The sequence below is a fragment of the Salinibacterium sp. UTAS2018 genome, assembly GCF_004118935.1.
GTDB lineage: Bacteria > Actinomycetota > Actinomycetes > Actinomycetales > Microbacteriaceae > Rhodoglobus.
On sequence record NZ_CP035375.1, the window covers coordinates 2,359,781 to 2,380,111 of the forward strand.

Consider the following 20,331-nt stretch of genomic DNA (forward strand, 5'->3'; position numbering starts at 1 on the left):
CGGCAGCCCTCGAGGATGAACTATTCGCCCGAAGCGCCGAGGTCGGCAGCCCAGGGGTAGTACAGGTAGACGAAGGATGCCGGAGCACCCGTCACGCCATCCTTCATGAAGAGTCGAACGGCGGGGTCAACGATCGGGATCCACGGAAGGTCTTCCATGGCAGCTTCTTGAACCTGGTTGACGAGCAGGGCGCGCTCGCCGTCGTCGGTGGCTGCTGCGGCTTCGCTTAGGAGCGAGTCGATCTCGGGGTTGCTGTATTCGCTGTAGTTCTGCGAACCGTCGGTGCCAACAATCGCGCGCAGGAACGAGAGCGGATCCGGCACATCCATGTAGTTGTAGGTGACGAAAGCGTCGTGACCTTCACGTGCGGCGGGGTCGGAGAAGAAGGCACCGAACTGTGCGCTGGGAACACCTTCGGGTTCAACCGTGAGCCCGATTTCGCGAGCACCATTGGCGATTTCCGAAATGATGTCGGCGTAGTAGGTGCGCTCGGAGGGGTACACGATCGAGATCGGCTGAGTGATGTCAACCGTGGCGTTCTCGAGAACCTTCTTGGCTCCTTCGATGTCGATCGCGGTTTCGGCGAGGTCATCGCGACCTGCCGTGAACTCGCTGTCGCCGTAAGCCCAACCATTGTTGGGGACGAGTGAGCGGGAGGCGGAAGCCGTGCCCTCGAAGACCGTCGCGGCGATGGCATCCCGGTCGGTGGCCATCATGAGAGCCTGACGAACTGCGGGGTCAGCAAAAGCGCCGTTTCCGGTGCCGATGATGGCGACGAGCTGAAGCGAGTTGCCGAGGTAGAGCGTTCCGGCTTCGGATTTCTCCAGCGTCGGCAGTGCTCCGAGCGGAACATCGTACGAACCGTCGATCGCGCCGGTGTCGAGCGCGGTCGCGATCGACGCGGAGTCGACGATGAAGTTGATGTCGACCTGAGTGGTCTTGGCCTGCTTGGCGGTGTTCCAGTAGTTCTCGTTCTTGATGAGCGAGATCGACTGACCCTGATCCCATTCGCCTACCGAGTATGGCCCGGTGCACATGACCTGCCCGGTGGGGTTTCCGTAGCTATCGCCGGCAGCTTCGCGGTGCGCTTGCTGCACGATGGTTCCCGCGGGAGTGACCATGTAGGAGTTGAAGGTGGCATCAGGCTCGGTGAGCGTCACGGTGACTTCCCAGTCATCCGTCTTCTCGACCGAAGCGATGTTGCTGATGAGGCCGCCGGCCCAGTAGCTGCCTTCGTTGGCATCCGCGTGGCGACCCAAGCTGAACACGACGTCGTCGGCGGTCATTTCGGCGCCATCCCAGAACTCGACGCCCTGACGGATGGTGTAAATGTAGGTGAGGTCGTCGGGGGTTTCGAGCTTTTCGGCCAGCCCCGGCTCAATTGAAAAGTCGGGCTGCAACTGCATGAGGCCTTCACACAGGTTGGCGACGACGGTGTTCTCGGGATAGTTGAACGACTTGATGGGGTCAATCGACGCTGGCTCTCCGAAGGGGAGGTTCCAGGTCACCAGGTCGAGCTCGCCTGTGGCTGCGGGAGTCGTGGTGAGAAGGTCGTTGGTATCGATGCTGGATGAGCTGCCGCCGCTGGTGCCCGCGGCACAGCCAGTCAGCGCGATGGCAAGAATGCTGCCGATCGCGATTGCTTGTTTCTTCATTGAATTGCTCCTAGGTAGATAGAACCCGAACGCTAAGACGCTTGATGTGTGTGAAAACCTAGTCGACCAAAACGTTTTGGGGGAGATATTGCCAAAACGTTTTACATTCCGGAAATGCGCGCTAGCCTGCCAGAGTGAGTACAGCGAGAGGGCGACGACGATCAACCATCCACGATGTGGCGAGGCACGCCGGGGTCTCCATCACCACGGTGTCGCACTCCCTCAACGGCAAAGGAGTGGTCGCCAAAGCCACGCGCCAACGGGTCATCGAGGTCGCCGCCGAGCTGGGCTATAGCGCGGATGCCATCGCGCGCGGTCTGCGCAGCAACCGGCTTGGATTGCTCGGCCTCGTCATCCGCCCCCTCGACACTCTCGGCTCGTATCAGCCCGAGGGAGTTGACTACTTTCTGCGGTTCGCCGGAGCTGCAGCGGTGGAAGCCTTGGACTGCGGTTACGGCCTTGTGCTCATGCGCGACCCCACCGCCGGTAACGCCCCCGGCATCGCGCTTGCGGCCGACGGTTTCATCATTTCTGACCCGCTCGCCGGCGACCCAGTGATCGATTTGCTCACGCGAAACGCGATCCCGCTTGTTGCGGTGGGGCGCGATGTTGAGCGGCCCGACTTCACCGCCTGGCTCGGTGGCGGCACACTGCACAATGTCGACAGCGTCATCGCGCACCTCAGCGAACGCGGGGCTCAGCGCATCGCTCTCGTCACGGGAACTGACCCCAACTCGTGGAACGCCGACAGCGAGAGTTCGTATCGCGAATGGGCGGCTGGCCGTAAGCAGGCGCCCATTGTTTACAACCAAGACGAGCGACTGGGCGAGGAGGGCGGTCGCGAGATTGCCGAGGAGCTGCTGGCTTCGGATGCGCCACTACCGGATGCGATCTACTGCCTCACGGGGCGGCATGCGGCCGGTATTCAGGCCGGGCTGCAGGCCGCGGGGCATCGCATTCCGGAGGACGTAATGATCGTCGCCGGCTCCGACTCGGAGCAGACCCGCAACAGTGCCCCGCCGATCACGTCGGTCGATCTTGCGCCCGAAGCGACGGCAAAAGCTGCCGTCGTGTACCTCGTGGCGTTGCTCGAAGCCGCCGACGACGACCAGCCGTCGCCGCCCGAGATCGAGTATGAGATTCGCGAGCGGGCGTCGACGCAGCGGGGTTAGAGCGGCAGGGTGTTTCGCGCCGCGCGGTTCGAGGCAGCGGCGCGCTGTCGCGACGCGGCTAGAGCGGCGCAACCAATCCGTCGAACGAGAGCTCAGTTCCGAGAATGTTCTCGGCGGCGCGGTGACCGGAGCGCAGCGCCGCGGTGACGGTGGCGGGGTCATCCGTCCAGGTTGCTTCGCCGGCAAAGTGCAGCACGTTCTCGACCGGTGTGGCCATCAGGTCGTGGTCGTCCGGCGTGGATCCCGGGGTCATGTAGGCATACGACCCGTACGAGTAGGGATCGTCTTGCCAGCGCGTTACGAGCACGTCGTCGGGGTGCTCAACGCGCTCGCCGTAGAGGCCGCGCAGGGCATCGAGCACGGAGGAGCTGATCTTCTCGTCGCTCCAGTCACGCGCCTCGATGGCGCTGGGGCCGGCCGCGAAGGTGAGCAGAGTGGGAACGCCGTGCAGATCGGTGAGGTCGTACCAGGAGTGCCACCACTTGCCTGCCTCGCCCTGCTGGCGAATCGCATAGACGTTCTCGTCCCAAAAGCGAGTGGGGAAGCGCAGGAAAACTTTCTCAAAGTTGTTCATCTCGAAGCCATCAATGGCGTGGGTGAGCCACTCGGGTAGTGCCGGCTCGAACGCAAGATCGCCGCTCTTGAGCACCCCAATCGGCACCGTTACGACAACGCGGTCTGCGGCGAACTCGCCGTGCGCTGTAGCGACCGTGGCGCCCTGCTTCGACCAGCGGATGCCGGTGACTACATGCTCGAGACGCACGTCGAGCCCCGCCGCAAGATTCGTTGCCAGCTCGTCGTAACCGTGGGGGAACACCACCTCGTCGCCGTCGACCGTGTCATCGTCGAGGCCGTGTGCATCGAGCAACCCGGCGTGCACGCCGTACTGCTCCTCGGAGCGGTGCAGCACGAACTCGCGCACGCGCTCCGCCCGATCGGGGTTCCAGCCGAGGGTGGAAAGCGCGGCGTCGGCCGCCTGCTCATAGTTTGAGCCGAGAGTGGAAGCCTGCACCGCCGTCGCAAGGTGCGCGTCGAAGGTGCTCACGTCATCCGCGAACTGGGCGACAGCGTCGTCGCTGAGGCGCTCGCCGGTGGGACTGTAATACGCGATGGGGCGGCCGGTGGGCTGGTAGCTGCCGACCGTGAACTCGACCGTGCGCATGCCGAAGGCGTTGACGATGTCGGTGAGGGGGTTGTCGTCGACGCCGTGAATCCAGGATGCTCCGCGGTCGGTGGCAACGTCGCCTGAGTGTTCGGTGTGGGTGCGGCCACCGGTGCGGTCGCGGGCTTCGAGCACGAGCACGCGCTGGCCGGACTGGGCGAGAAAGCGTGCCGCGGTGAGGCCGGAGACTCCGGCGCCGACCACGATCGTGTCGAAGAGTGCTGCGGCGGGGTCGACGGTGGGCGCGCTAGCGAAGTCGGTCATGAGGTCACAGTAGCAACGCGGTGCTGGGTTCGGCTGACCTTGACGTTTATTTAGGGCGTACCTCAAGTGGACTGACGGTTCCTGGCTCTTTACACAAGCGAGAACGTCACGCTGCTCGTTGTGGGGGCGCTCCGGTTATTTTCGAAGTCTGTATTCGTCAGGTCGGCCTTATCCGTATTACGCCGCTCATTGTTGGGAGTGTAATCGCCGGTGGTGCCAGGTTGCTCACAACCGGCTTTGCGCTTGCCGGAGAGTCCAGTTCAATATGTTCGCAACTGTTGGATCTTCTCCGCAGGAATTCTCCTGTATCTTCACTTCATCGGCTAGTTCTCGTACCGAGGTCCTCTTGGGGCGAACGTGATGTGAAGAATGCTGCCCAGCACAAACAACGAAAGAGCAATCACCCACGCGGTTGGTCCGGGGCTCCCCGAGTAAGCAAATCCCCAGATTTCGAATCCAATGATCTGGGTTGGGTTGAGGGTTGTTGGGGCAGCTATTGCGAGGACCGAAGACAAGCTCGCTAGACGCCGATCCACAAACTGTGCTGCGATTAGCCCCAGACCGAGCATGCCTAGGAAAGCTCTAATGGGTGCCGCCCAACCAAGAGTCCCAGAATCGCCCATCAAAGCACACGCTACGACGAGCACGACAAGTGGGGCCGTTACGACAAGAAGGAAGGACAGCATTCGCAACGGGTAAAGGGGCCGGGCAGCCATCCGCTCAAGGTAATGAAACGCTGAGTCGGTGCTATACAGAATGACGGCAACTGCCGCGAACTGAGCGGGTACACCAAGTGGTATCGCTTCAAAAAATCCAGGATAGGAAATTTTGAATGCCCTCGAGCCCCAAAATGGCAACGAAGCCTCGAACACGGTGGCGAACAGAACGCACGCCAGAAGTGCGCGGCTCTTGAAGAAAAGCAGCACTTAGAACTCGAAGTCTGAGTAGTCCCAGGAACAGGTCCGAATGTTCTGTTGGTGTTCTTTGACCCACGCGCGCGCTTTGTCGGGAGATAAGGCGAACAAAGCCGATAGCCCATCGCCGACTCGTTGATCGCTGTCTATAGAGGCGTTGGAACGAAAGGTGTTCTTGTTCATGAACCACGATTGGACTATCAGGTGGCCTTGGAGCCAGAAGTCTCCGGAACTATCGTCCGGAGCGCACTTGGAAACATCGTTGAAAGCTGACTCAACGGAGCTCGAAACGATATCGGCTGCTCTTGGATTGAGATCGAGCCGAAAGAACGTTCCTCTGGGAGCCTGGGGGTCGTAGGTTGGAGCGAGGTCCTGTGTAAGCGATGTAAAAGCGAGGTCGCTAGTGGAAGTGAGGTCCGAAATTCTTGACCAAGTGCTTAAGAGGGGATCGAGTACAGGCAGATAGGTGCTCAAAACCTTGACTTCTAGACCGTTCTTCTCACTAGTTGTCCATTCGAGCTCAGTGCCTCCCTGAGCCCTCCACTCTTGACCATTGCGCGAGGCAATAAGGGCGCCGCCGGTAATGATCGGAGCAACGGCAAGGATTAGCACGACGCCGACCGCCACGGTATTGCGCGTCCTATCCCGGCTCATTGCAATTGCGACCAAAACGAGGCCACTGGCGAGCGAGATAAGACACTTTCCAGCGAATACGTATGAATCAGGGACGTGAGCCGTCGCTGCAACATAGCCACCTAGCGGGTTGAGCGCTAAGAACCATGACGCCCCATCGCTAAAGAGTGCAACGGCATATAGAGCAAGTGGAACGAGTACAGCGAGAGGAATGGACCACCATTGGCGGGCAACCTCCGCGACCACGAAACCAACCGTGACGAACAGTCCGTTTGCTGCAAAGGCTAGGGCGAGGCTAAATGGTTCAGCGGCCCCGGCGAGATGGCCCACAATCCCCGCACGTACAAGTAGAGAAAGGAAAACCACGGTCGTTAGTGCAATGACCCAGAGCATGGTGGCGACGAACTGTGGCGCGCGTATCGAGGCAAGGCTGAGTGAGGCTGTTTCTTCCGATGTCGACAACTTGTTTCGCGTTGATCTGAGTGACTCCCAGGCCCCGAATCCGGATAGGAAAGGGGCGAGGAAGTGCGTTGTTTGCAGGAGCGCTTCAGAGGTGTTTTGCCAGCTCGCCACTTGGGGCCATGAACCCGTGACACCGACCGCTATAGCGAGGAGCGCTAAGACTGGGGCCGCAATTCTAAATGAAGAGTGTCTCAGTTCGAGTACTACTTGACTCATTGGTCTCCAACTCGTTGCGGTCCTATGACACTTGTGTAGCCGCGTTCGAGCGCTGAATCACCCGGGGAGTCTGGCAGTTCCTTGTGTTCGAGCTCCGGAACTGTCCCTTCGAATAGGTTCTTCCCTTGATCCAGTACGAGCACTCGAGAGGCGAGCGCTCGCACGTCCTCGACAAGGTGAGAACTCAGAATAATGCAGCGGTCGGTTTGGATCGATCGAATTAGCTCACGAAAGTTTATCCGTTGCTCTGGATCCAGCCCAGAAGTCGGTTCATCGAGGATCAACAGATCTGGCGAATGAACGATTGCTTGAGCGATTCCGGCTCGGCGTCTCATGCCGCCAGACAACTTTCCGACTCTGGTTTTGCGTGCCGAACCGAGACCTACTTGGTCGATGGCTTCACACGCGGCCGCTGAAATGGCTCTTCGAGGAAGCCGTTTGAGCCAAGCTCCGTACTGGACAAATTCTTCAACAGTAAAGCTTGGAACATATCCAAAGTCTTGGGGAAGAAAGCCGATTCGGGTAAGTAAGTCGTGTTTTGATCCAGCCGATCGAAGGTCGATGCCGAGAACTTCTAGCTTGCCGGCATCGACCTTCTGGATACCCACGAGAGCCCTCAGCAAGGTTGACTTTCCTGCGCCATTGCGGCCGACGATCGCAAGAACTCCATCATCTAATTCAAGGTTAAAGTTCTGGACTTGCGGGAAAGGGGTCCCTTTGTACTGAACTGTTACACCCCGAGCGCTGAGGGAAACCACGATTAGGCGGGGCAGTTGGCAGAGAGCGTGGTGGAATCGCCGCTATTAATCTCGGCGTTACTTCCCGTCCGGACCTCGGTGAAAAAGACACCCTGCCTGTTGTTATCACAGCCCTGTGCGGCAATGGAATAACTGTTGTCCCAGCTTGAGAAGCTATGGGTGGCGACGACCGGATGCCACCATCCTTCGCTTCGGTGTACTTCGATAAAGACCGAGCGGGTTGTTGCTGAAGTGCAGCTTACGTAACCGCTTCCGTAAATTTGCGATGATGCGGCTTTGTACGGAGTGTAGGAAGTGGCTGTGCACCCCTGTCCGGAAGTGCCGCTCGCATCGGCGAACGCCGCGGTTGCGCCCGCGAGGCTTGCACCAAGAGACAGCGACGCTGCCACAGCCAATGTAACTATGTTTGAGACACGCATTGACTTGCTCCGATCAATTTGATTGTCGCGGTCGGGAACGCTCACTCAGATGTAAGCCCAGCGCTCTAAGCCTAGCAATGAATTTGAGCAGAAATCAATACTATGCGGCCGAGCTTGCGTTGGGTTTTGGCGTTCTTGCTGCGCAGCAAATCAGTAGTTCAGATTGGGCGGCAAGAGCATTCACAAAAGAGGGGCGGCGGTTCGGTGGCCGCCGAACCCTGTGCGCCTTCAGCTGTTTTGCGCTCTCACGCGCCAACCGACGTAGTTGTTGGGAACCATACTGACAGAGCATCTGGGGAGGTGAAAAGGTGACAGGACGCCTTGATTGGGATGCGATATGTCTTGTATGCAGGACTACGCCTTGAGCGTTGAAATGTGTGCGGTTGTGGCTTACAGCGCGTGGCCGCGTGGTCGCCCTGAGATGCTTGGGCGTATGCACCTCGATATATCGACGATTCCGGGGATTCAAAAAACGGGGGTGACGCTCACCGCCCTCATCATCCACGAAGAACAATGGTCGAGCGTGCTTTCTCCGTGGCTGGCCGGACGCCGTGCCATCCACGCAGCGTTCGGTGTCAGTAAAAAGCAGGAGCTTCACGCCAATCACCTATATAAGGGACGCAAGAAGTATTGCGATACGCAAGAGCAAGGAGATCGATACGGTCTGCCGCTTCGCAACGCAACTGGTCGCATCATGCTTACTGCCCTCGCAAAGAATTCGGGCTTCACTGTAGTCACTATAGGTAATGGTTCTGATGGCGGTAGTGGTGCTATTGCCGCCATCAGAACCATTAGGTGCCGGTGATCGCGTCTGCGAGGGTGTACCCCACGTGGACGGTTCGCGACCGCGACCGTCCGTAAGGGGAACCTATTACGGTCGGTAGTCTTCGCGGTCTTCGTAAAGTGAGCGAGCGCTGGGATCCGCGCTTCGGCCACCGTTGGCCGCTCCGCCCAACTGGGTAAACACGAATGCCAGGCGCTTAGCGACCCGACCCATCACATTGAGAAACCGTGTGAACATCGTTGGCCCCTTCTCGGTTGGCTCAACTATATTCAGCAACGCAGTTCGACTGCAATACTCGCCTCCGCATCCCGGAGTTCCAACGGTGTCACAAGCGGAGCGCCGAATGCGCTGATGTCATCACACACGCTTCGGCCACTCACTACGAGATGCCGATGCCTTGTTTTGCGAATCCGTGTGCCATGTTTCGGCGTGAGGCCGTCATTTGGCAGACTCTAGCGTCGGTTTGGGGTGAACCCCAATTAGGTAGCCAGTTGGCTAAGTCCCTGCTTCGAGCTCGGCAATATTAGTCAGGATGTACTCCGAGTCCACGAGAAAGATTGCTGGGCTGCATGTCTCGTCAGTGACGCTTACATCGCTGCCGGTCTGAATGTCGAATGATAAAGACCAGCACAAGCTCTTAATGCGACGTGCAGCTACTAGCCCTGAATCGAATCTCGCTAGCCCAGTTGTATATGCGGTAAGCGTCAGACGCTGTTCAGTCGTGTGCCCAGAGACGAGCCAAGTACCGTCCCCTGCAGGGCGAAACTCCGACAAGATCTCTTCATCGGTGAGGTCAAGTATCTGCAAGCTGAATCCACATTGGTCGAGTTTCGATACAAATAGCTCAACGTCCTCGATAGGTGCTTCCTCCTCGGCTTGGATCTGAATGCAGGCCGAGGCGTCAGCGAATAGGAAGGCGGTGCGCTCTAGCGCCCTTACTTCGAGGTCGGCACCGATCTCATTGGCAGGGAGCCCTACGCAGCTTCCAAGCAGACTTGTGCTGGCTAACAAGACGATCACTGATTTCACAGCCCTAGAGGAGCGCAAGTTCTGCCTCCAATGCGTCAAAATGCGAGTTGGTGTCTACTGCGAAGGCCGGGATGGATGCAGCGGGTGTCCAGGCATAAGCCCCGCTCCGGGAAGTTCTAATAACGCTAAGCCCTTCCTGGTCTGGCGTTACGAGATGGACAACTTCATCGTCGGTGATCGCCCCGCTGAGCTCAGAGAACGACCCAACGACCGCAACGCCCGTAAAGAGTTTTTGGGGCGATCCGTCAGTAGAACAAAGCAAGCATGACCCCCACTGTCGAAATGCGAACATTTTTCAATTTAGGGCGATGCTATCGCTTGTACTGCTCTCTGGGCAATAGCGTAGCCGCGTTCACAAGGCCTACTGTGTAGTCGCCAGGCGCTCGCTCTAGTGCGCTTCAAGGTTGAATGCCAAGAAGATAGACAGGTCGGCAAAATGTGAGACATTATTGATTTCACATAGTTGAGTTCGGGGAATCGGTGCGTGCGAAGACGCGTCGCGCTAACGCCCACTTGCGCGGTTCGCTGGAACCGCAACTAACTAAGGAGCCTTATGAGACATCTTCTGTCCGCGGCCGTGTGCGCCGGAATGCTGATCTTTGTTTCTGCGTGCACACAAGTTGAGCCGCCGCCCACTGAAGTTTCGTCGAGCGAAGTGGCGACCTCGTTGGAGGACGGCAATGTTGGGCTGTGCCATTCGCTCTCGATCGAACTCATGACGGTGTACGGCGTGGTCTCGGGGTATGAGGCCGGCGAGTTGAATAGGGAATCGTTCGACTACATGATTGCCACTATTGCCGACGGCTTCCCGATCCTCGGAATCTTGCACAAGGACGCGCTTTTGAGCAGCCAAGTCGACGACCTGCGTTCGGCAATCACGGAGCTAGCCGCCGACGGTGCCGAACCGGCCACAGGGGACGCGTCAGCGTTGGGAGAAGCGACGACGGCGCTCGCTGTCGAATGCGATGCAGTCGGCGCGCCTTTGAGCTTTTACCAGTAGCCACAGGCGAGTCGCCTTCGCGATGCCGATGCCGCTGTCAGGTATGAGGTCACAGCAGCAATGCGCCACCGCATTCGGCTGACCCGCTCGGGATAAAGTTGCGGTCACATGAAGAGCTCAGTGAGTCAGTTGCGCGGTCGTGGATTCTTGCGCGACGAGGATATTGAAGCCTCCCGTCATTTGTCGGCGGCTGAGCTGACGCGACAGTTGGACTCGACTGACGCTGTCGAGCGATCAGCCGCAGTGCGGTTGCTCTCGCGTGCTGCGCGTCCGGATGCTTCGCTGAATCAGCTTTTCGTGGAGCGACTCATGCGAGAGACCAAGCTCTATACCAAGCTCGAACTGTGCGAAGCGCTCCAAGTGGGCGGCCGAGAAACCGCCCAGCTGCTCATTCCGCTGCTCGGTGCTATCGGGCGGAATCAGCACACCCAGCCCGCTGTCGAAGCGTTCAAGAAGGCGAGCTACCCGCTTCCGCGAGACATCGTGGCTCGGATTCTCGCGCGTATGGACCCTGTGGTGTTGCCCACCTTGATTGCGGCCGTTGTCGACGGGTCACGGACGCAGGCGGTTGAGGCGATCGATGCCGTTGGCTTCCTGTGTTTCTATTCGGCGGTGGCTACGACGGATCGGCTGGCAGCGCTTCACGCGCTCACTGAGAAGCTGCGGGGCAATCCCGGCGACGAGCTCATGCAGTGGAAGATCGTGCGTGCGCTCGAGAGTTTCAATCATCCGGATGTCATGCTCATCCTCGAGCAAATCGTCGCGAGAAATACCAGTCCGGTGATAGTTCGGGAAGCCCAGCGGTCACTCGCGGTGGTTGCCGAACAGCCAGCGCTGCGGGCTTCGTTCGACACCGAGATGCGCTGAACGCGACGTCGAATGGCGAGGTTGACAGTGCGCCGATTCTGCGGCCCGGAAAGATCCGCGACTTTTACCGATCAATGAGATTTCAGGCAAACTACGTCTAGACGTAGTTTCTTAAAGAGGCTCTCCCAACATAGGATCAGAACATGGGAATGAGAGCTGCAACAGGGCGCCGACGCGCCACGCGCATGACGACGATTGCCGCTGCGGCATCCGCCCTTCTGCTCGGACTCGCTGGCTGCACCGCGGTGTCGGATGCGGGCGCCACGACTGACCCGAACGACGATCGCCCCGTCGTGCTCACCACGTTCACGGTGCTCGCCGATATCGCCGAGAACGTGGCCGGCGACAACCTGCGGGTGGAATCCATCACCAAGGTGGGCGCCGAGATTCACGGCTATGAGCCCACGCCCGGCGACATCGCCAAAGCGGCCGAAGCTGACCTGATTCTCGACAACGGGCTCAATCTCGAGGTGTGGTTCGCGCAGTTCGTCGATGGTCTCGACGTTCCCCACGTTGTGGTGTCTGACGGGGTGGAACCGATCGATATCACCGAGGATGCCTACGCTGGTTTGCCCAACCCGCACGCGTGGATGAGCCCCCTCAACGCACAAATCTACGTCGACAATATGGAGGCCGCGTTCGCCGAACTCGACCCCGATAATGCCGCCGACTACGCCGCCAATGCTGAGGCGTACAAAGCCGAACTACAGCTCGTGAACGATGAGCTCACGACCGAACTCGCCGAGTTGCCGGCCTCGCAGCGCGCTCTCGTCTCGTGCGAAGGAGCGTTCTCTTACCTGGCACGCGACGCTGGGCTGAGCGAGCACTACCTGTGGGCGGTCAACGCTGAGCAGCAGTCGACCCCGCGCCAGATTGCGTCGGTGATCGAATTCGTGAGAGACAACGATGTGCCCGCCGTCTTCTGCGAATCCACGGTCTCTGACCGCGCCATGCAGCAGGTCGTCGAAGCAACCGACGCCAGCTTCGGCGGAACCCTCTACGTTGATTCGCTGTCGGAGGAAGGTGGCCCCGTGCCGACCTACCTCGAGCTGCTGCGCCACGACGCCGAGACCATCATCGCCGGGTTGACCGGGGCGTCCCAATGAGCGGCGAGCACGCCGGCGCTGCACGAGACAGCGCGGGAGCTGCGTCATCCGCCCCGCTCGGTTCAGTGCCTGCGATCGACGTCCCTGCGATCGACGTGCCCGCCATCGACGTGCGCAACGTCACCGTTCACTACGGCGACGTGCTCGCGCTCGACAACGTGAGCCTCAGTCTCGCGCCGGGCCACATCTACGGCCTCATCGGCATGAATGGCTCGGGCAAGTCCACGCTCTTCAAGACCATTACCGGGATGCTGCGCCCCGACCGCGGAACTGTCGCGCTGGCCGGTCAGCAGCCTGCACTCGCGCGCAAGGCCGGAGCAGTTGGGTACGTTCCGCAGAGCGAGGACGTCGACTGGGCGTTCCCGCTCTCCGTGCGCGACGTCGTGATGATGGGCCGCTACGGGCACATGGGCATCTCCCGCCGCCCGAAGGCCGCTGACAAGGCTGCCGTTGCTGAGGCCCTTGCCCGCGTTGAACTGACCGACCTTGCCGACCGCCAGATTGGCCAGCTCTCGGGCGGCCAAAAGAAGCGGGCATTCGTGGCGCGCGGCATTGCCCAGGGCGCGACGATCCTGTTGCTTGATGAGCCCTTCGCCGGCGTTGACAAACGTTCCGAGGGAACAATCACGACACTCCTGCGCGAGCTCGCGACCGAGGGAGCCACCGTGCTCGTCTCCACTCACGACCTCAACGCGCTGCCGAAGCTCGCCGACGAAGCGATCTTGCTGATGCGCACCGTGCTGCTGCAATCCACTCCGGCTGAAGTGCTGAAGCCCGAAAACCTTGCACGGGCCTTTGGCCTCGATGTCACGGCGGGAGACGCCGCGTGAACCCTCTCGATTTCCTCCTCGAACCCCTCAGCTATGACTTCATGGTGCGGGCCCTCGCCACGAGCGTGACCGCCGCCATCGTGTGCGCGGTGCTCTCGTGCTGGCTCGTGCTCGTGGGCTGGTCGCTCATGGGCGACGCCGTCTCGCACGCTGTACTGCCCGGCGTCGTGCTCGCCTATGTCGTCGGTGCCCCGTTTGCGGTGGGCGCGATCATCTTCGGCTTCCTTGCCGTCGCCCTCATCGGCATCGTGAGAAACACGAGCCGGATCAAAGAGGATGCCGCGATCGGCATCGTCTTCACCACCCTGTTCGCCCTCGGAATCGTGCTCATCTCGGTGACGCCTTCGCAGACCGACCTCAACCACATCATCTTCGGCAACCTTCTCGGAGTCTCGTGGGCCGACCTCGCCCAAGTGCTCGTCCTTGGCGCGATCACGCTCACGATCCTTCTCGTGAAGCGCCGCGATTTCACCCTCTACGCCTTCGACGCCACCCACGCCCACGCGATCGGCCTCAACCCCAAGGTGCTCGGCGCGGCCCTCCTCGGGCTTCTCGCCCTCACCGCGGTCGTCGCGCTTCAGGCCGTCGGCGTTGTTCTCGTGGTGGCACTGCTCATCATTCCCGGCGCCACCGCCTACCTGCTCACCGATCGCTTCTCGCGCATGCTCGTGATTGCCCCGGCGACGTCGGCGCTCGCGGCAATCACGGGGCTCTACCTCAGCTACTACCTCGACACGGCATCCGGCGGCATGATCGTGCTCGTCGAAGGCTGCATCTTCGCGCTCGTTTACCTGTTCAGCCCCACGCAGGGCGTGATCGGTAAGCGCCTCGGCGCAATGAAGCGGCAGCGGATGCTCGCCGCCCAGTAAAGGCAAAGACACCGCCTGCGCCCCGAACCCGCGCGGTGCGCCTCAGGTCATTCGCTGAGGGTGCCGCCCGATACGTAGAGTGCGTCGGTCGCGCTCCGGCCAAGGCTAATCGGCACAGCGGATTGGCGCCCGCCGTCGTTACTCGCTTCGCCGCTCGCCCCACTGTTTTCGCCGTCGACGCCACCCAGCACAACCACCTCGAGCGCATCCGAATACGGCGCCCCGGCATTCACGCTGAGGCTCGCTTCGAACACGATTCCGCGCTCTTCGAAGAACTTGAGCAGCTCGGGGTCGTCGTCGGAGATGCGTTCAACGACGACGGTGCTGCCGGGGGCAATGCGGGTGAGCTGCACGGCATCCGGGATAGTGATCACGCCGTCGGCGCTGGGGATCGGGTCGCCGTGCGGGTCGCGGGTGGGGTGTTCGAGAAACTCGTCGATGCGTTCCACCATGAAGTCAGAGACGGCGTGCTCAAGGTTCTCGGCTTCGTCGTGCACCTGGTCCCAGCTGTAGCCGAGCACGCTCACGAGGAACGATTCGATGAGGCGGTGGCGGCGAACCATCGCTACGGCGTGGGCGCGGCCAACGTCGGTGAGCGCGATGGATCCGTAGCGGGCATGATCAAGGAAGCCTTGATCGGTGAGGCGACGCACGGCATCCGAAACGCTGGAGAGAGTGAAGCCGGTGCGTTCAGCGATCACCGTTGCTGTGACGGGGGCATCTGACCATTCGGAAAGACTCCACACGGCCTTCAAATAGTTCTGGGTGCTGACCGAGAGCTCTGTAACCGACATGCGCCCAGTCTAAAGCCGAAGATTGAAGTACGGCCAGACGTAGTTAAAGACGCTTGCCCCCGCCCGGAGAACATCAGGCGAGGGCAAGCGGGTGAAGAAAGTTAGTTGAAGATGCCGTTCAAGCCGAGGTCACCGGTGATGTCACCGATGATGTCGTCTGCGTCGACAACGTCGTTGAGGATGTCGTCAACGTCTACGATGTCGGTCACGTCGGTGACTACGTCAGTTGCGTTGTCCACAACGTCGGTCACCTGAGTCGCGTTGTCGACGACGCGAGAGACGTTGGCGTCGTTGGCTACATCAGACACGTTCGCGGAGTCGCTCACGTTGCCGACGGCGGTGTCGTTGCCCGAAGCTACGGGTGCGTTGACCTCGTTGCCGGATGCAACAGCGTTGCCGTTGAGGAGGTCACCGTTGAGGATGCCGCCACCGAGAAGGTCGCCACCCAGGAGGTCAACGTCGCCAACCTCGGGTGCTACGACGACGGGGATGTCGGTCTGCTTGGGGGAAGAGTAGGAGTATGACTTCGTCGAGGTGTAGCTGTCACCGGTTGCTGCCATGGCGGGAGCTGCTGCTCCGACTGCGATGAGGGCTACTGCGGTAGCGGTTGCGCCGATCGTGGTCTTCTTCGTGAATGCGTTCATTACTGAACTCCTTCTTACGTCGTCAGCCTCCGTAGAGGCCCTGCGTCTCGAGGCTTTCCCGAGCCGCAATGAGTACTCCGGAGCGAGGCTGTGACCGGTTTGGGGGTCAGTTTTAAAAATGCGAAATTCGAGCAATTGGGGTGCGGATGCGGGCGCTCGGGAGCGTACAGATCCGCATGTTTCCGGGGCTGTTAGCGCAAGCTGGCAGTCAACTGAGCGAACTCTGGCGAAGTGCCGGGTGGTGCATCCAGCGGCTTATTCTGCCGCCGCGGCCTTCACTGCCGTGTACGCCTCGAGGGCTTCGCGGCGGGTTTCGGCGAGATCCACGATGGGTTCGGGATACGCATCGGTGCCGAGTTCGGGAATCCAGTACGAGACATAGGCGCCCGTGGGGTCGAACTTTTTCTGTTGCAAGACCGGGTTGAATACACGGAAGTAGGGGGCGGCATCCGCCCCGGATCCGGCGACCCATTGCCAGTTGGCGGGGTTGCTGGCCTCGTCGGCGTCGACGAGGGTGTCCCAGAACCACTGTTCGCCAGCGCGCCAGTCGATGAGCAGGTTCTTGATGAGGAAGCTTGCGACGACCATGCGCACGCGGTTGTGCATGGTGCCGGTGTGCCAAAGTTCGCGCATCCCGGCGTCGACGAGGGGGATGCCGGTGCGGCCGCGACGCCACGCCTCGACTTCGCTGACTCCCGCGGGTTCGTCCACGGCGCCGAGTTCGTCGACCGTGTATCCCCAGGGGAACGCGTTGTAGGCGGGGCGGTAGCTGTCGGTGGCGAGGCGCGGGTTCTCGAAGAGCAGGGCGGTCGAGAATTCGCGCCAGCCGATCTCGCTCAAGAACTTGGCGACGTTCTTGCGGGCCGCGGTGGGGATGCCGGCCGAGCCCGAGCCTGAGCCTGAGCCGCGCAGCTGGTGCCAGATCTGCGCAGAACTGATCTCACCAAACCGCAGGTGGGGGCTGAGGCCACTCGTGGCATCCACGGAGGGCTCGTCACGGCGGTGGTAGTCGGCAAGGCGGTCGGCAACGAAACTTTCGAGGCGCTCAAGCGCGCCCGCCTCACCGGGAATCCACGTCTCGCGCAAACCGTCGGCCCAGTCGGGGCGCGTCGGCAGCAGCGACCACTCGGCGAGGTCGTCGCTCGCGGGGGAGTCGGCAGGCCAACTCAGCGCACTCGCTTCGGGCATAGGCAACAACTCGCGCACCGGACGATCTTGCGCCGCACGCCAATACGGAGTGAAAACCTTGTACGGCTCGCCCTGCCCATTGCGGATATGCCACGGCTCGTTCAACAGATTGCCCTGATGGCTTTCGACCGAGAGCCCCTGCTCGCGCAGGCTAGTTTTGAGGCCAGCGTCAATATCCCGGGCGGCCGTGTAGCGACGGTTCCAATGCACCGAGGCGGCGCCGAGCTCGTCCACGAGCGCCGGCAGCACCTGCGCGGCAGGGCCGTGACGCAGCGTCAGCTGGCCGCCTAGATTCTGCAGGGCGGCATCCAGAGCAGTGAGGCTGTGATGCAGCCACCACTTGCTTGCCGCACCCAGCGGGCGGATGCCGTCGCCGGTTTCATCATGAATGTAGACGACAACAAGCGGTCGGCCTTCGCTCGCGGCCGCCGTTAGCGCAGGGTTGTCGGCTAGCCGCAGGTCGTTGCGCAGCCACACGATGGAGGGCTGATTCTGGTTTCCGCTCACCCCTCAACTCTAGGGTCGGCGGCTGACTATTTAGCTGAGCAGGTGAAAGTGCTCACATTGCCACTGCTGGGTGTTCTGGGCTTGGCGATTACGGGTGTCGGCCCAGGGCGGGTAAACGCGAAAACCGCGCTTGCCGCCGCGGCCGCCATCCGAAACGATGCCGCGGACGATCAGGACGCTGAGCGGAAAGACGAACGCACCAAAGCCGTTGCTGTCGCGGGTGGCGACGACGAGGTGCTGGGTGCCATCGTCGCTGGGGAATGGTTGCGTGGTGCCGTCAGTGTCTCGCCGCCAAACGGTGACGAAGAAACCCGGCTTAGTGGGGGTCAGTTTTGCGACCCGAAACCGGGATGCAGCGGGGCAGTGGTCACGGTCATCCGTTCGATTCGGCGGTCGTGTCAGCCTAGGCCGAAGCGCGCGCGATCGCCGCACGTGTGGGCTGGTGGAGCAGCGCTTTCTGGGTAATACTCTGGGAATGACCGCACGCACGGCAGGCCCGCTGAATGAACGATATGAGGTGCTGGGCATTCTGCTATTCGTCTTTGCGGGGTGTGGATTTGTGGTGCTGAGCGCTCTGGCGGGCACTGCGACCATCATGGCGAGTGGGGTGCCCGCTGTGGTCCCTGTGGCCTGGAACGGTCAGTCGTTGGTTGTTGCTGGTGCCGCGTGGTGGATGGGGTTGGCGGCCGCTCTGGCGGGGCTGGCGATCTGGATTATCCGAGCCAAGGCAAAAAGGACACTGTTACCGTGGGCGATTGTTGACTGTGCCCTGATGGCCGTTCTTATAGTGGTGGTGTGGCTTTTTGCCCTGTAGCGGTGCCCGTTAAATGAGGTGGTTGACGCCTGCGGGGTGGTGTTGCTGGGGGCGTAGACTCGCGCAAAACAGTCGTCGGTGTCGATGGCGGCGTTTCGACTGAGGGGTTACCGTGCGATGACAGGATCTGGTTTTCGGCAGGAGTCGGTCGATTTCGGCGATGTGATTGAGCGTGTGGAGAACATTTTCTCCTCCCTATTTCTTTCCCTCCCCAATGTGATCATCGGCATTGTGGTCTTCCTCATTTTTTGGGCCCTGTCGTGGGTCGTAGCCAAGCTCGTGGGGCTGGCTATGCAGCGGGCCGGCCGGCCGCGCGGGCTCCAGATGGTGCTGAGCCGCCTTACTGCTTGGAGCATTCTCACGTTTGGGCTGCTTGTCGCGCTCACGGTGATCTTTCCGACCATCACCCCGGCGTCATTGTTCGGAGCTCTGGGCGTTGGCGGTGTCGTAATTGGCTTCGCCTTCCGCGACATCTTTCAGAATCTGCTTGCCGGCATCCTGATTCTGTTTACTCGACCATTTCGCATCGGTGACCAGATCGTGTCGGAGAATCATGAGGGCGAAGTTGTGGACATTTTGGTGCGTGCAACGCTGCTGCGCACCTATGACAACCGGGTGGTGGTGATTCCCAACAGCGAGCTCTACACGAAGCGGGTCGTCGTGAACACGGCGTATGAGAACCGCCGGCTCAGTGTTGAGGTGGGGATTGGCTATGACGAAAGCATTGCGGATGCTCGTGCCGCCATCCTTGAGGCGATTGCGACCTTGCCGGGCATCGTCACAGACCCGACGCCGGAGGTCCTCGTGAATCTGCTCGGCGACTTCAGCGTGATTCTTGAGGTTCGCTTCTGGATTAGCCCGCCGGATCGTCGCGAAGCGGTTGAGGCGCAAGATCAGGTTCTTGAGGCGATCAAACGGGCACTCACGGCGGCCGGCATTGAGATGCCGTTCCCGATCCAGAAGATCATGCTCGATCCGCGGGATCCCCGCAGCGAGGACAGTCTCTAGCTGCAGGCGTCGTGATGAGGTTCGCGGTCAATTGCTTGATTGTGGAAGTTTGCTGGGGTGCCCGTTAAATAGTTCGAGGGCCGGTTTCAGAGGCATGAAACCGACCCTCTCCCTTTGCACCAAGAGTGTCCTGCAATCACATTCCGCAGTAGCTGCCACAGCAAACAACTTCTGCTCTATGAATGTATAACGGAAACATAACGCTGTCTAGTTACCATTCCGTTATTTTTCGCAAATTTCCAGAAAAGTCTGTCTACCCCCTACGTTTCTGGGCAAAATGGGCCGAAATCGGATGTTTCCGCGCAGATGAGCAGCGACGTTCGGTTGCCGCTCGATGTGCCGCTCGCTCCGGCAGGAAAGCTAATTCAGCGCCACGATCTGGCCGACCGCGGTGTCGAGCTGCACCATGCTGCCAAAGGTTGCACCCTTAAGCGTCATGACGTAATTGGAGCCATCTGCCGAGGGGGCATAGTTGACCACGGTGCCTTCGGGCAAGATCGTGAGCGCGTGCCCGTCCGGTGTCGAGAGGGTGCCGCCGGGGGTGGCAAGGCTGAGGCTGGCGGGCTTGCTCTGCGGCGCGATCTGCTTCAGCACGAACTGCACGGTGCCAAGATGTTGAATGAGCGCCATCCGTTCTTCGGCGGCGGACGCGAATGACGCAGGCGCGGCGACCGGCGCTGGTGTGATGATCTCGGTGGTCGGGCCGGTCCCGCCGTTAGCCGCGCTTTCGGCGGGCGTCGACAGGGCTAAGCCTTCCGAATCAAACGTGAATTCTGTCTGCGCGACCTGAAATGTCAGGGGAGAGTTGAGGGCCGACCCGTTGAGATAGAAGTTGGCGACAAGTGCGGTCATCAGAAGCGTTCCGAAAGCTCCCAGAAGGATGCCAATGATTGGACTTAGCCGGGCGGTGGCCTCCCGGTAGTGGCGAAGTCTGAGGGCGTAGAAACCGTAGGCGATCGCGGTGATTCCCGCCGTGGAGGCAATGTATCCGTTCCCTGCTCCCGCCGAGGCGACGGGGAACAGGGCAAGCCCGGCAGCGATGATGCCGAAGAGCAGCGAGATTCGTCCGGGCCCGTTGCGCACCAACTTCCGCGGGGCGAATGTGGTCGTCGACTTATTCGACGGGTAACGGTAGCTATCTGCCGGACGATAGTTGTTGTTCTCGGGCGGCGACCAATCCCGTGGTCCAGCTTGCTTCATCAATTCCCCTCGACTCGCACCCCCGCGCGAGCATCA

General features: G+C 60.7%; 21 protein-coding genes. 9 read left to right on the forward strand and 12 right to left on the reverse strand.

Going from position 1 to position 20,331, the window contains the following annotated elements; all coding sequences use genetic code 11:
* Nucleotides 1-20: 20 nt before the first annotated feature.
* Nucleotides 21-1,655: an ABC transporter substrate-binding protein gene (locus ESZ53_RS11200; protein WP_129072906.1), complete on the reverse strand. Its 1,635-nt coding sequence runs from the start codon at nt 1,653-1,655 to the stop codon at nt 21-23.
* A 134-nt stretch (nt 1,656-1,789) separates the two neighbouring features.
* Between ESZ53_RS11200 and ESZ53_RS11205 the strand changes: the two genes are divergently transcribed.
* On the forward strand, nt 1,790-2,827 hold the full coding sequence (locus ESZ53_RS11205; RefSeq protein WP_129072907.1) for a LacI family DNA-binding transcriptional regulator: 1,038 nt from the start codon (nt 1,790-1,792) through the stop codon (nt 2,825-2,827).
* A 58-nt stretch (nt 2,828-2,885) separates the two neighbouring features.
* On the opposite strand, the gene ESZ53_RS11210 is transcribed toward ESZ53_RS11205, so the two are convergent.
* From ESZ53_RS11210 to ESZ53_RS14360, 4 genes are all read right to left on the reverse strand, one after another.
* Nucleotides 2,886-4,253: an FAD-dependent oxidoreductase gene (locus tag ESZ53_RS11210; protein ID WP_129072908.1), complete on the reverse strand. Its 1,368-nt coding sequence runs from the start codon at nt 4,251-4,253 to the stop codon at nt 2,886-2,888.
* A 926-nt stretch (nt 4,254-5,179) separates the two neighbouring features.
* Nucleotides 5,180-6,262: a hypothetical protein gene (locus ESZ53_RS11215; RefSeq protein ID WP_129072909.1), complete on the reverse strand. Its 1,083-nt coding sequence runs from the start codon at nt 6,260-6,262 to the stop codon at nt 5,180-5,182.
* 212 nt (nt 6,263-6,474) lie between these two features.
* The gene (locus tag ESZ53_RS11220; RefSeq protein ID WP_168187236.1) at nt 6,475-7,236 is read right to left on the reverse strand and encodes an ATP-binding cassette domain-containing protein; all 762 of its coding nucleotides are present in this window, start codon (nt 7,234-7,236) and stop codon (nt 6,475-6,477) included.
* A 2-nt stretch (nt 7,237-7,238) separates the two neighbouring features.
* Nucleotides 7,239-7,700 (reverse strand): hypothetical protein, encoded by a 462-nt coding sequence (locus ESZ53_RS14360; protein ID WP_129072911.1) that lies wholly within the window; start codon nt 7,698-7,700, stop codon nt 7,239-7,241.
* 316 nt (nt 7,701-8,016) lie between these two features.
* Between ESZ53_RS14360 and ESZ53_RS11230 the strand changes: the two genes are divergently transcribed.
* The gene (locus ESZ53_RS11230; RefSeq protein WP_145963173.1) at nt 8,017-8,460 is read left to right on the forward strand and encodes a hypothetical protein; all 444 of its coding nucleotides are present in this window, start codon (nt 8,017-8,019) and stop codon (nt 8,458-8,460) included.
* Between the two features lie 66 nt (nt 8,461-8,526).
* Here ESZ53_RS11230 and ESZ53_RS14365 read toward each other — a convergent pair whose 3' ends face one another.
* Both ESZ53_RS14365 and ESZ53_RS11235 read right to left on the reverse strand, forming a co-directional pair.
* On the reverse strand, nt 8,527-8,676 hold the full coding sequence (locus tag ESZ53_RS14365; RefSeq protein ID WP_168187237.1) for a hypothetical protein: 150 nt from the start codon (nt 8,674-8,676) through the stop codon (nt 8,527-8,529).
* A gap of 258 nt (nt 8,677-8,934) precedes the next feature.
* A complete protein-coding gene (locus ESZ53_RS11235; RefSeq protein ID WP_129072913.1) occupies nt 8,935-9,468 on the reverse strand; it encodes a hypothetical protein in 534 nt (177 codons plus the stop codon).
* Nucleotides 9,469-10,021: 553 nt separating this feature from the next.
* Between ESZ53_RS11235 and ESZ53_RS11240 the strand changes: the two genes are divergently transcribed.
* The 5 genes from ESZ53_RS11240 to ESZ53_RS11260 all read left to right on the forward strand — a co-directional run bounded on the left by ESZ53_RS11240 (nt 10,022) and on the right by ESZ53_RS11260 (nt 14,140).
* Nucleotides 10,022-10,468, forward strand: a complete 447-nt coding sequence (locus ESZ53_RS11240; RefSeq protein WP_129072914.1) for a hypothetical protein — start codon at nt 10,022-10,024, stop codon at nt 10,466-10,468.
* Nucleotides 10,469-10,576: 108 nt separating this feature from the next.
* Nucleotides 10,577-11,335 (forward strand): hypothetical protein, encoded by a 759-nt coding sequence (locus ESZ53_RS11245; RefSeq protein ID WP_129072915.1) that lies wholly within the window; start codon nt 10,577-10,579, stop codon nt 11,333-11,335.
* Between the two features lie 143 nt (nt 11,336-11,478).
* A complete protein-coding gene (locus ESZ53_RS11250; RefSeq protein WP_129072916.1) occupies nt 11,479-12,441 on the forward strand; it encodes a metal ABC transporter substrate-binding protein in 963 nt (320 codons plus the stop codon).
* An 89-nt stretch (nt 12,442-12,530) separates the two neighbouring features.
* Nucleotides 12,531-13,271, forward strand: a complete 741-nt coding sequence (locus tag ESZ53_RS11255) for a metal ABC transporter ATP-binding protein (protein ID WP_129073595.1) — start codon at nt 12,531-12,533, stop codon at nt 13,269-13,271.
* On the forward strand, nt 13,268-14,140 hold the full coding sequence (locus ESZ53_RS11260; RefSeq protein WP_129072917.1) for a metal ABC transporter permease: 873 nt from the start codon (nt 13,268-13,270) through the stop codon (nt 14,138-14,140). The genes ESZ53_RS11255 and ESZ53_RS11260 overlap by 4 nt, the downstream gene beginning before the upstream one ends.
* 47 nt (nt 14,141-14,187) lie before the next feature.
* Here the strand turns inward: ESZ53_RS11260 and ESZ53_RS11265 are convergent, their stop codons facing one another.
* The 4 genes from ESZ53_RS11265 to ESZ53_RS11280 all read right to left on the reverse strand — a co-directional run bounded on the left by ESZ53_RS11265 (nt 14,188) and on the right by ESZ53_RS11280 (nt 17,705).
* Nucleotides 14,188-14,934: a metal-dependent transcriptional regulator gene (locus tag ESZ53_RS11265; RefSeq protein ID WP_129072918.1), complete on the reverse strand. Its 747-nt coding sequence runs from the start codon at nt 14,932-14,934 to the stop codon at nt 14,188-14,190.
* 101 nt (nt 14,935-15,035) lie between these two features.
* The gene (locus tag ESZ53_RS11270) at nt 15,036-15,578 is read right to left on the reverse strand and encodes a hypothetical protein (protein WP_129072919.1); all 543 of its coding nucleotides are present in this window, start codon (nt 15,576-15,578) and stop codon (nt 15,036-15,038) included.
* Nucleotides 15,579-15,833: 255 nt separating this feature from the next.
* On the reverse strand, nt 15,834-17,273 hold the full coding sequence (locus ESZ53_RS11275; protein WP_129072920.1) for a deoxyribodipyrimidine photo-lyase: 1,440 nt from the start codon (nt 17,271-17,273) through the stop codon (nt 15,834-15,836).
* Between the two features lie 30 nt (nt 17,274-17,303).
* The gene (locus ESZ53_RS11280; protein WP_246837304.1) at nt 17,304-17,705 is read right to left on the reverse strand and encodes a MepB family protein; all 402 of its coding nucleotides are present in this window, start codon (nt 17,703-17,705) and stop codon (nt 17,304-17,306) included.
* Nucleotides 17,706-17,748: 43 nt separating this feature from the next.
* Here ESZ53_RS11280 and ESZ53_RS11285 point away from each other — a divergent pair, with 43 nt between their 5' ends.
* Together ESZ53_RS11285 and ESZ53_RS11290 are read left to right on the forward strand one after the other, a co-directional pair.
* Nucleotides 17,749-18,087, forward strand: a complete 339-nt coding sequence (locus tag ESZ53_RS11285) for a hypothetical protein (protein WP_168187159.1) — start codon at nt 17,749-17,751, stop codon at nt 18,085-18,087.
* A gap of 117 nt (nt 18,088-18,204) precedes the next feature.
* Complete coding sequence (locus tag ESZ53_RS11290) at nt 18,205-19,095, forward strand: mechanosensitive ion channel family protein (RefSeq protein ID WP_129072923.1); 891 nt, start codon at nt 18,205-18,207, stop codon at nt 19,093-19,095.
* Between the two features lie 360 nt (nt 19,096-19,455).
* On the opposite strand, the gene ESZ53_RS11295 is transcribed toward ESZ53_RS11290, so the two are convergent.
* Entirely contained in the window at nt 19,456-20,295 is an 840-nt protein-coding gene (locus ESZ53_RS11295) for a hypothetical protein (RefSeq protein ID WP_129072924.1), read from the reverse strand.
* Nucleotides 20,296-20,331: the final 36 nt, after the last annotated feature.

Bases quoted from the DNA above. Each gene is read 5' to 3' on its own strand.
- ESZ53_RS11200 (WP_129072906.1), bottom strand. From the start codon at position 1,655: ATGAAGAAACAAGCAATCGCGATCGGCAGCATTCTTGCCATCGCGCTG.
- ESZ53_RS11210 (WP_129072908.1), bottom strand. From the start codon at position 4,253: ATGACCGACTTCGCTAGCGCGCCCACCGTCGACCCCGCCGCAGCACTC.
- ESZ53_RS14365 (WP_168187237.1), bottom strand. From the start codon at position 8,676: ATGTTCACACGGTTTCTCAATGTGATGGGTCGGGTCGCTAAGCGCCTG.
- ESZ53_RS11240 (WP_129072914.1), top strand. From the start codon at position 10,022: ATGAGACATCTTCTGTCCGCGGCCGTGTGCGCCGGAATGCTGATCTTT.
- ESZ53_RS11245 (WP_129072915.1), top strand. From the start codon at position 10,577: ATGAAGAGCTCAGTGAGTCAGTTGCGCGGTCGTGGATTCTTGCGCGAC.
- ESZ53_RS11250 (WP_129072916.1), top strand. From the start codon at position 11,479: ATGGGAATGAGAGCTGCAACAGGGCGCCGACGCGCCACGCGCATGACG.
- ESZ53_RS11265 (WP_129072918.1), bottom strand. From the start codon at position 14,934: ATGTCGGTTACAGAGCTCTCGGTCAGCACCCAGAACTATTTGAAGGCC.
- ESZ53_RS11270 (WP_129072919.1), bottom strand. From the start codon at position 15,578: ATGAACGCATTCACGAAGAAGACCACGATCGGCGCAACCGCTACCGCA.
- ESZ53_RS11285 (WP_168187159.1), top strand. From the start codon at position 17,749: ATGACCGCACGCACGGCAGGCCCGCTGAATGAACGATATGAGGTGCTG.
- ESZ53_RS11290 (WP_129072923.1), top strand. From the start codon at position 18,205: ATGACAGGATCTGGTTTTCGGCAGGAGTCGGTCGATTTCGGCGATGTG.
- ESZ53_RS11295 (WP_129072924.1), bottom strand. From the start codon at position 20,295: ATGAAGCAAGCTGGACCACGGGATTGGTCGCCGCCCGAGAACAACAAC.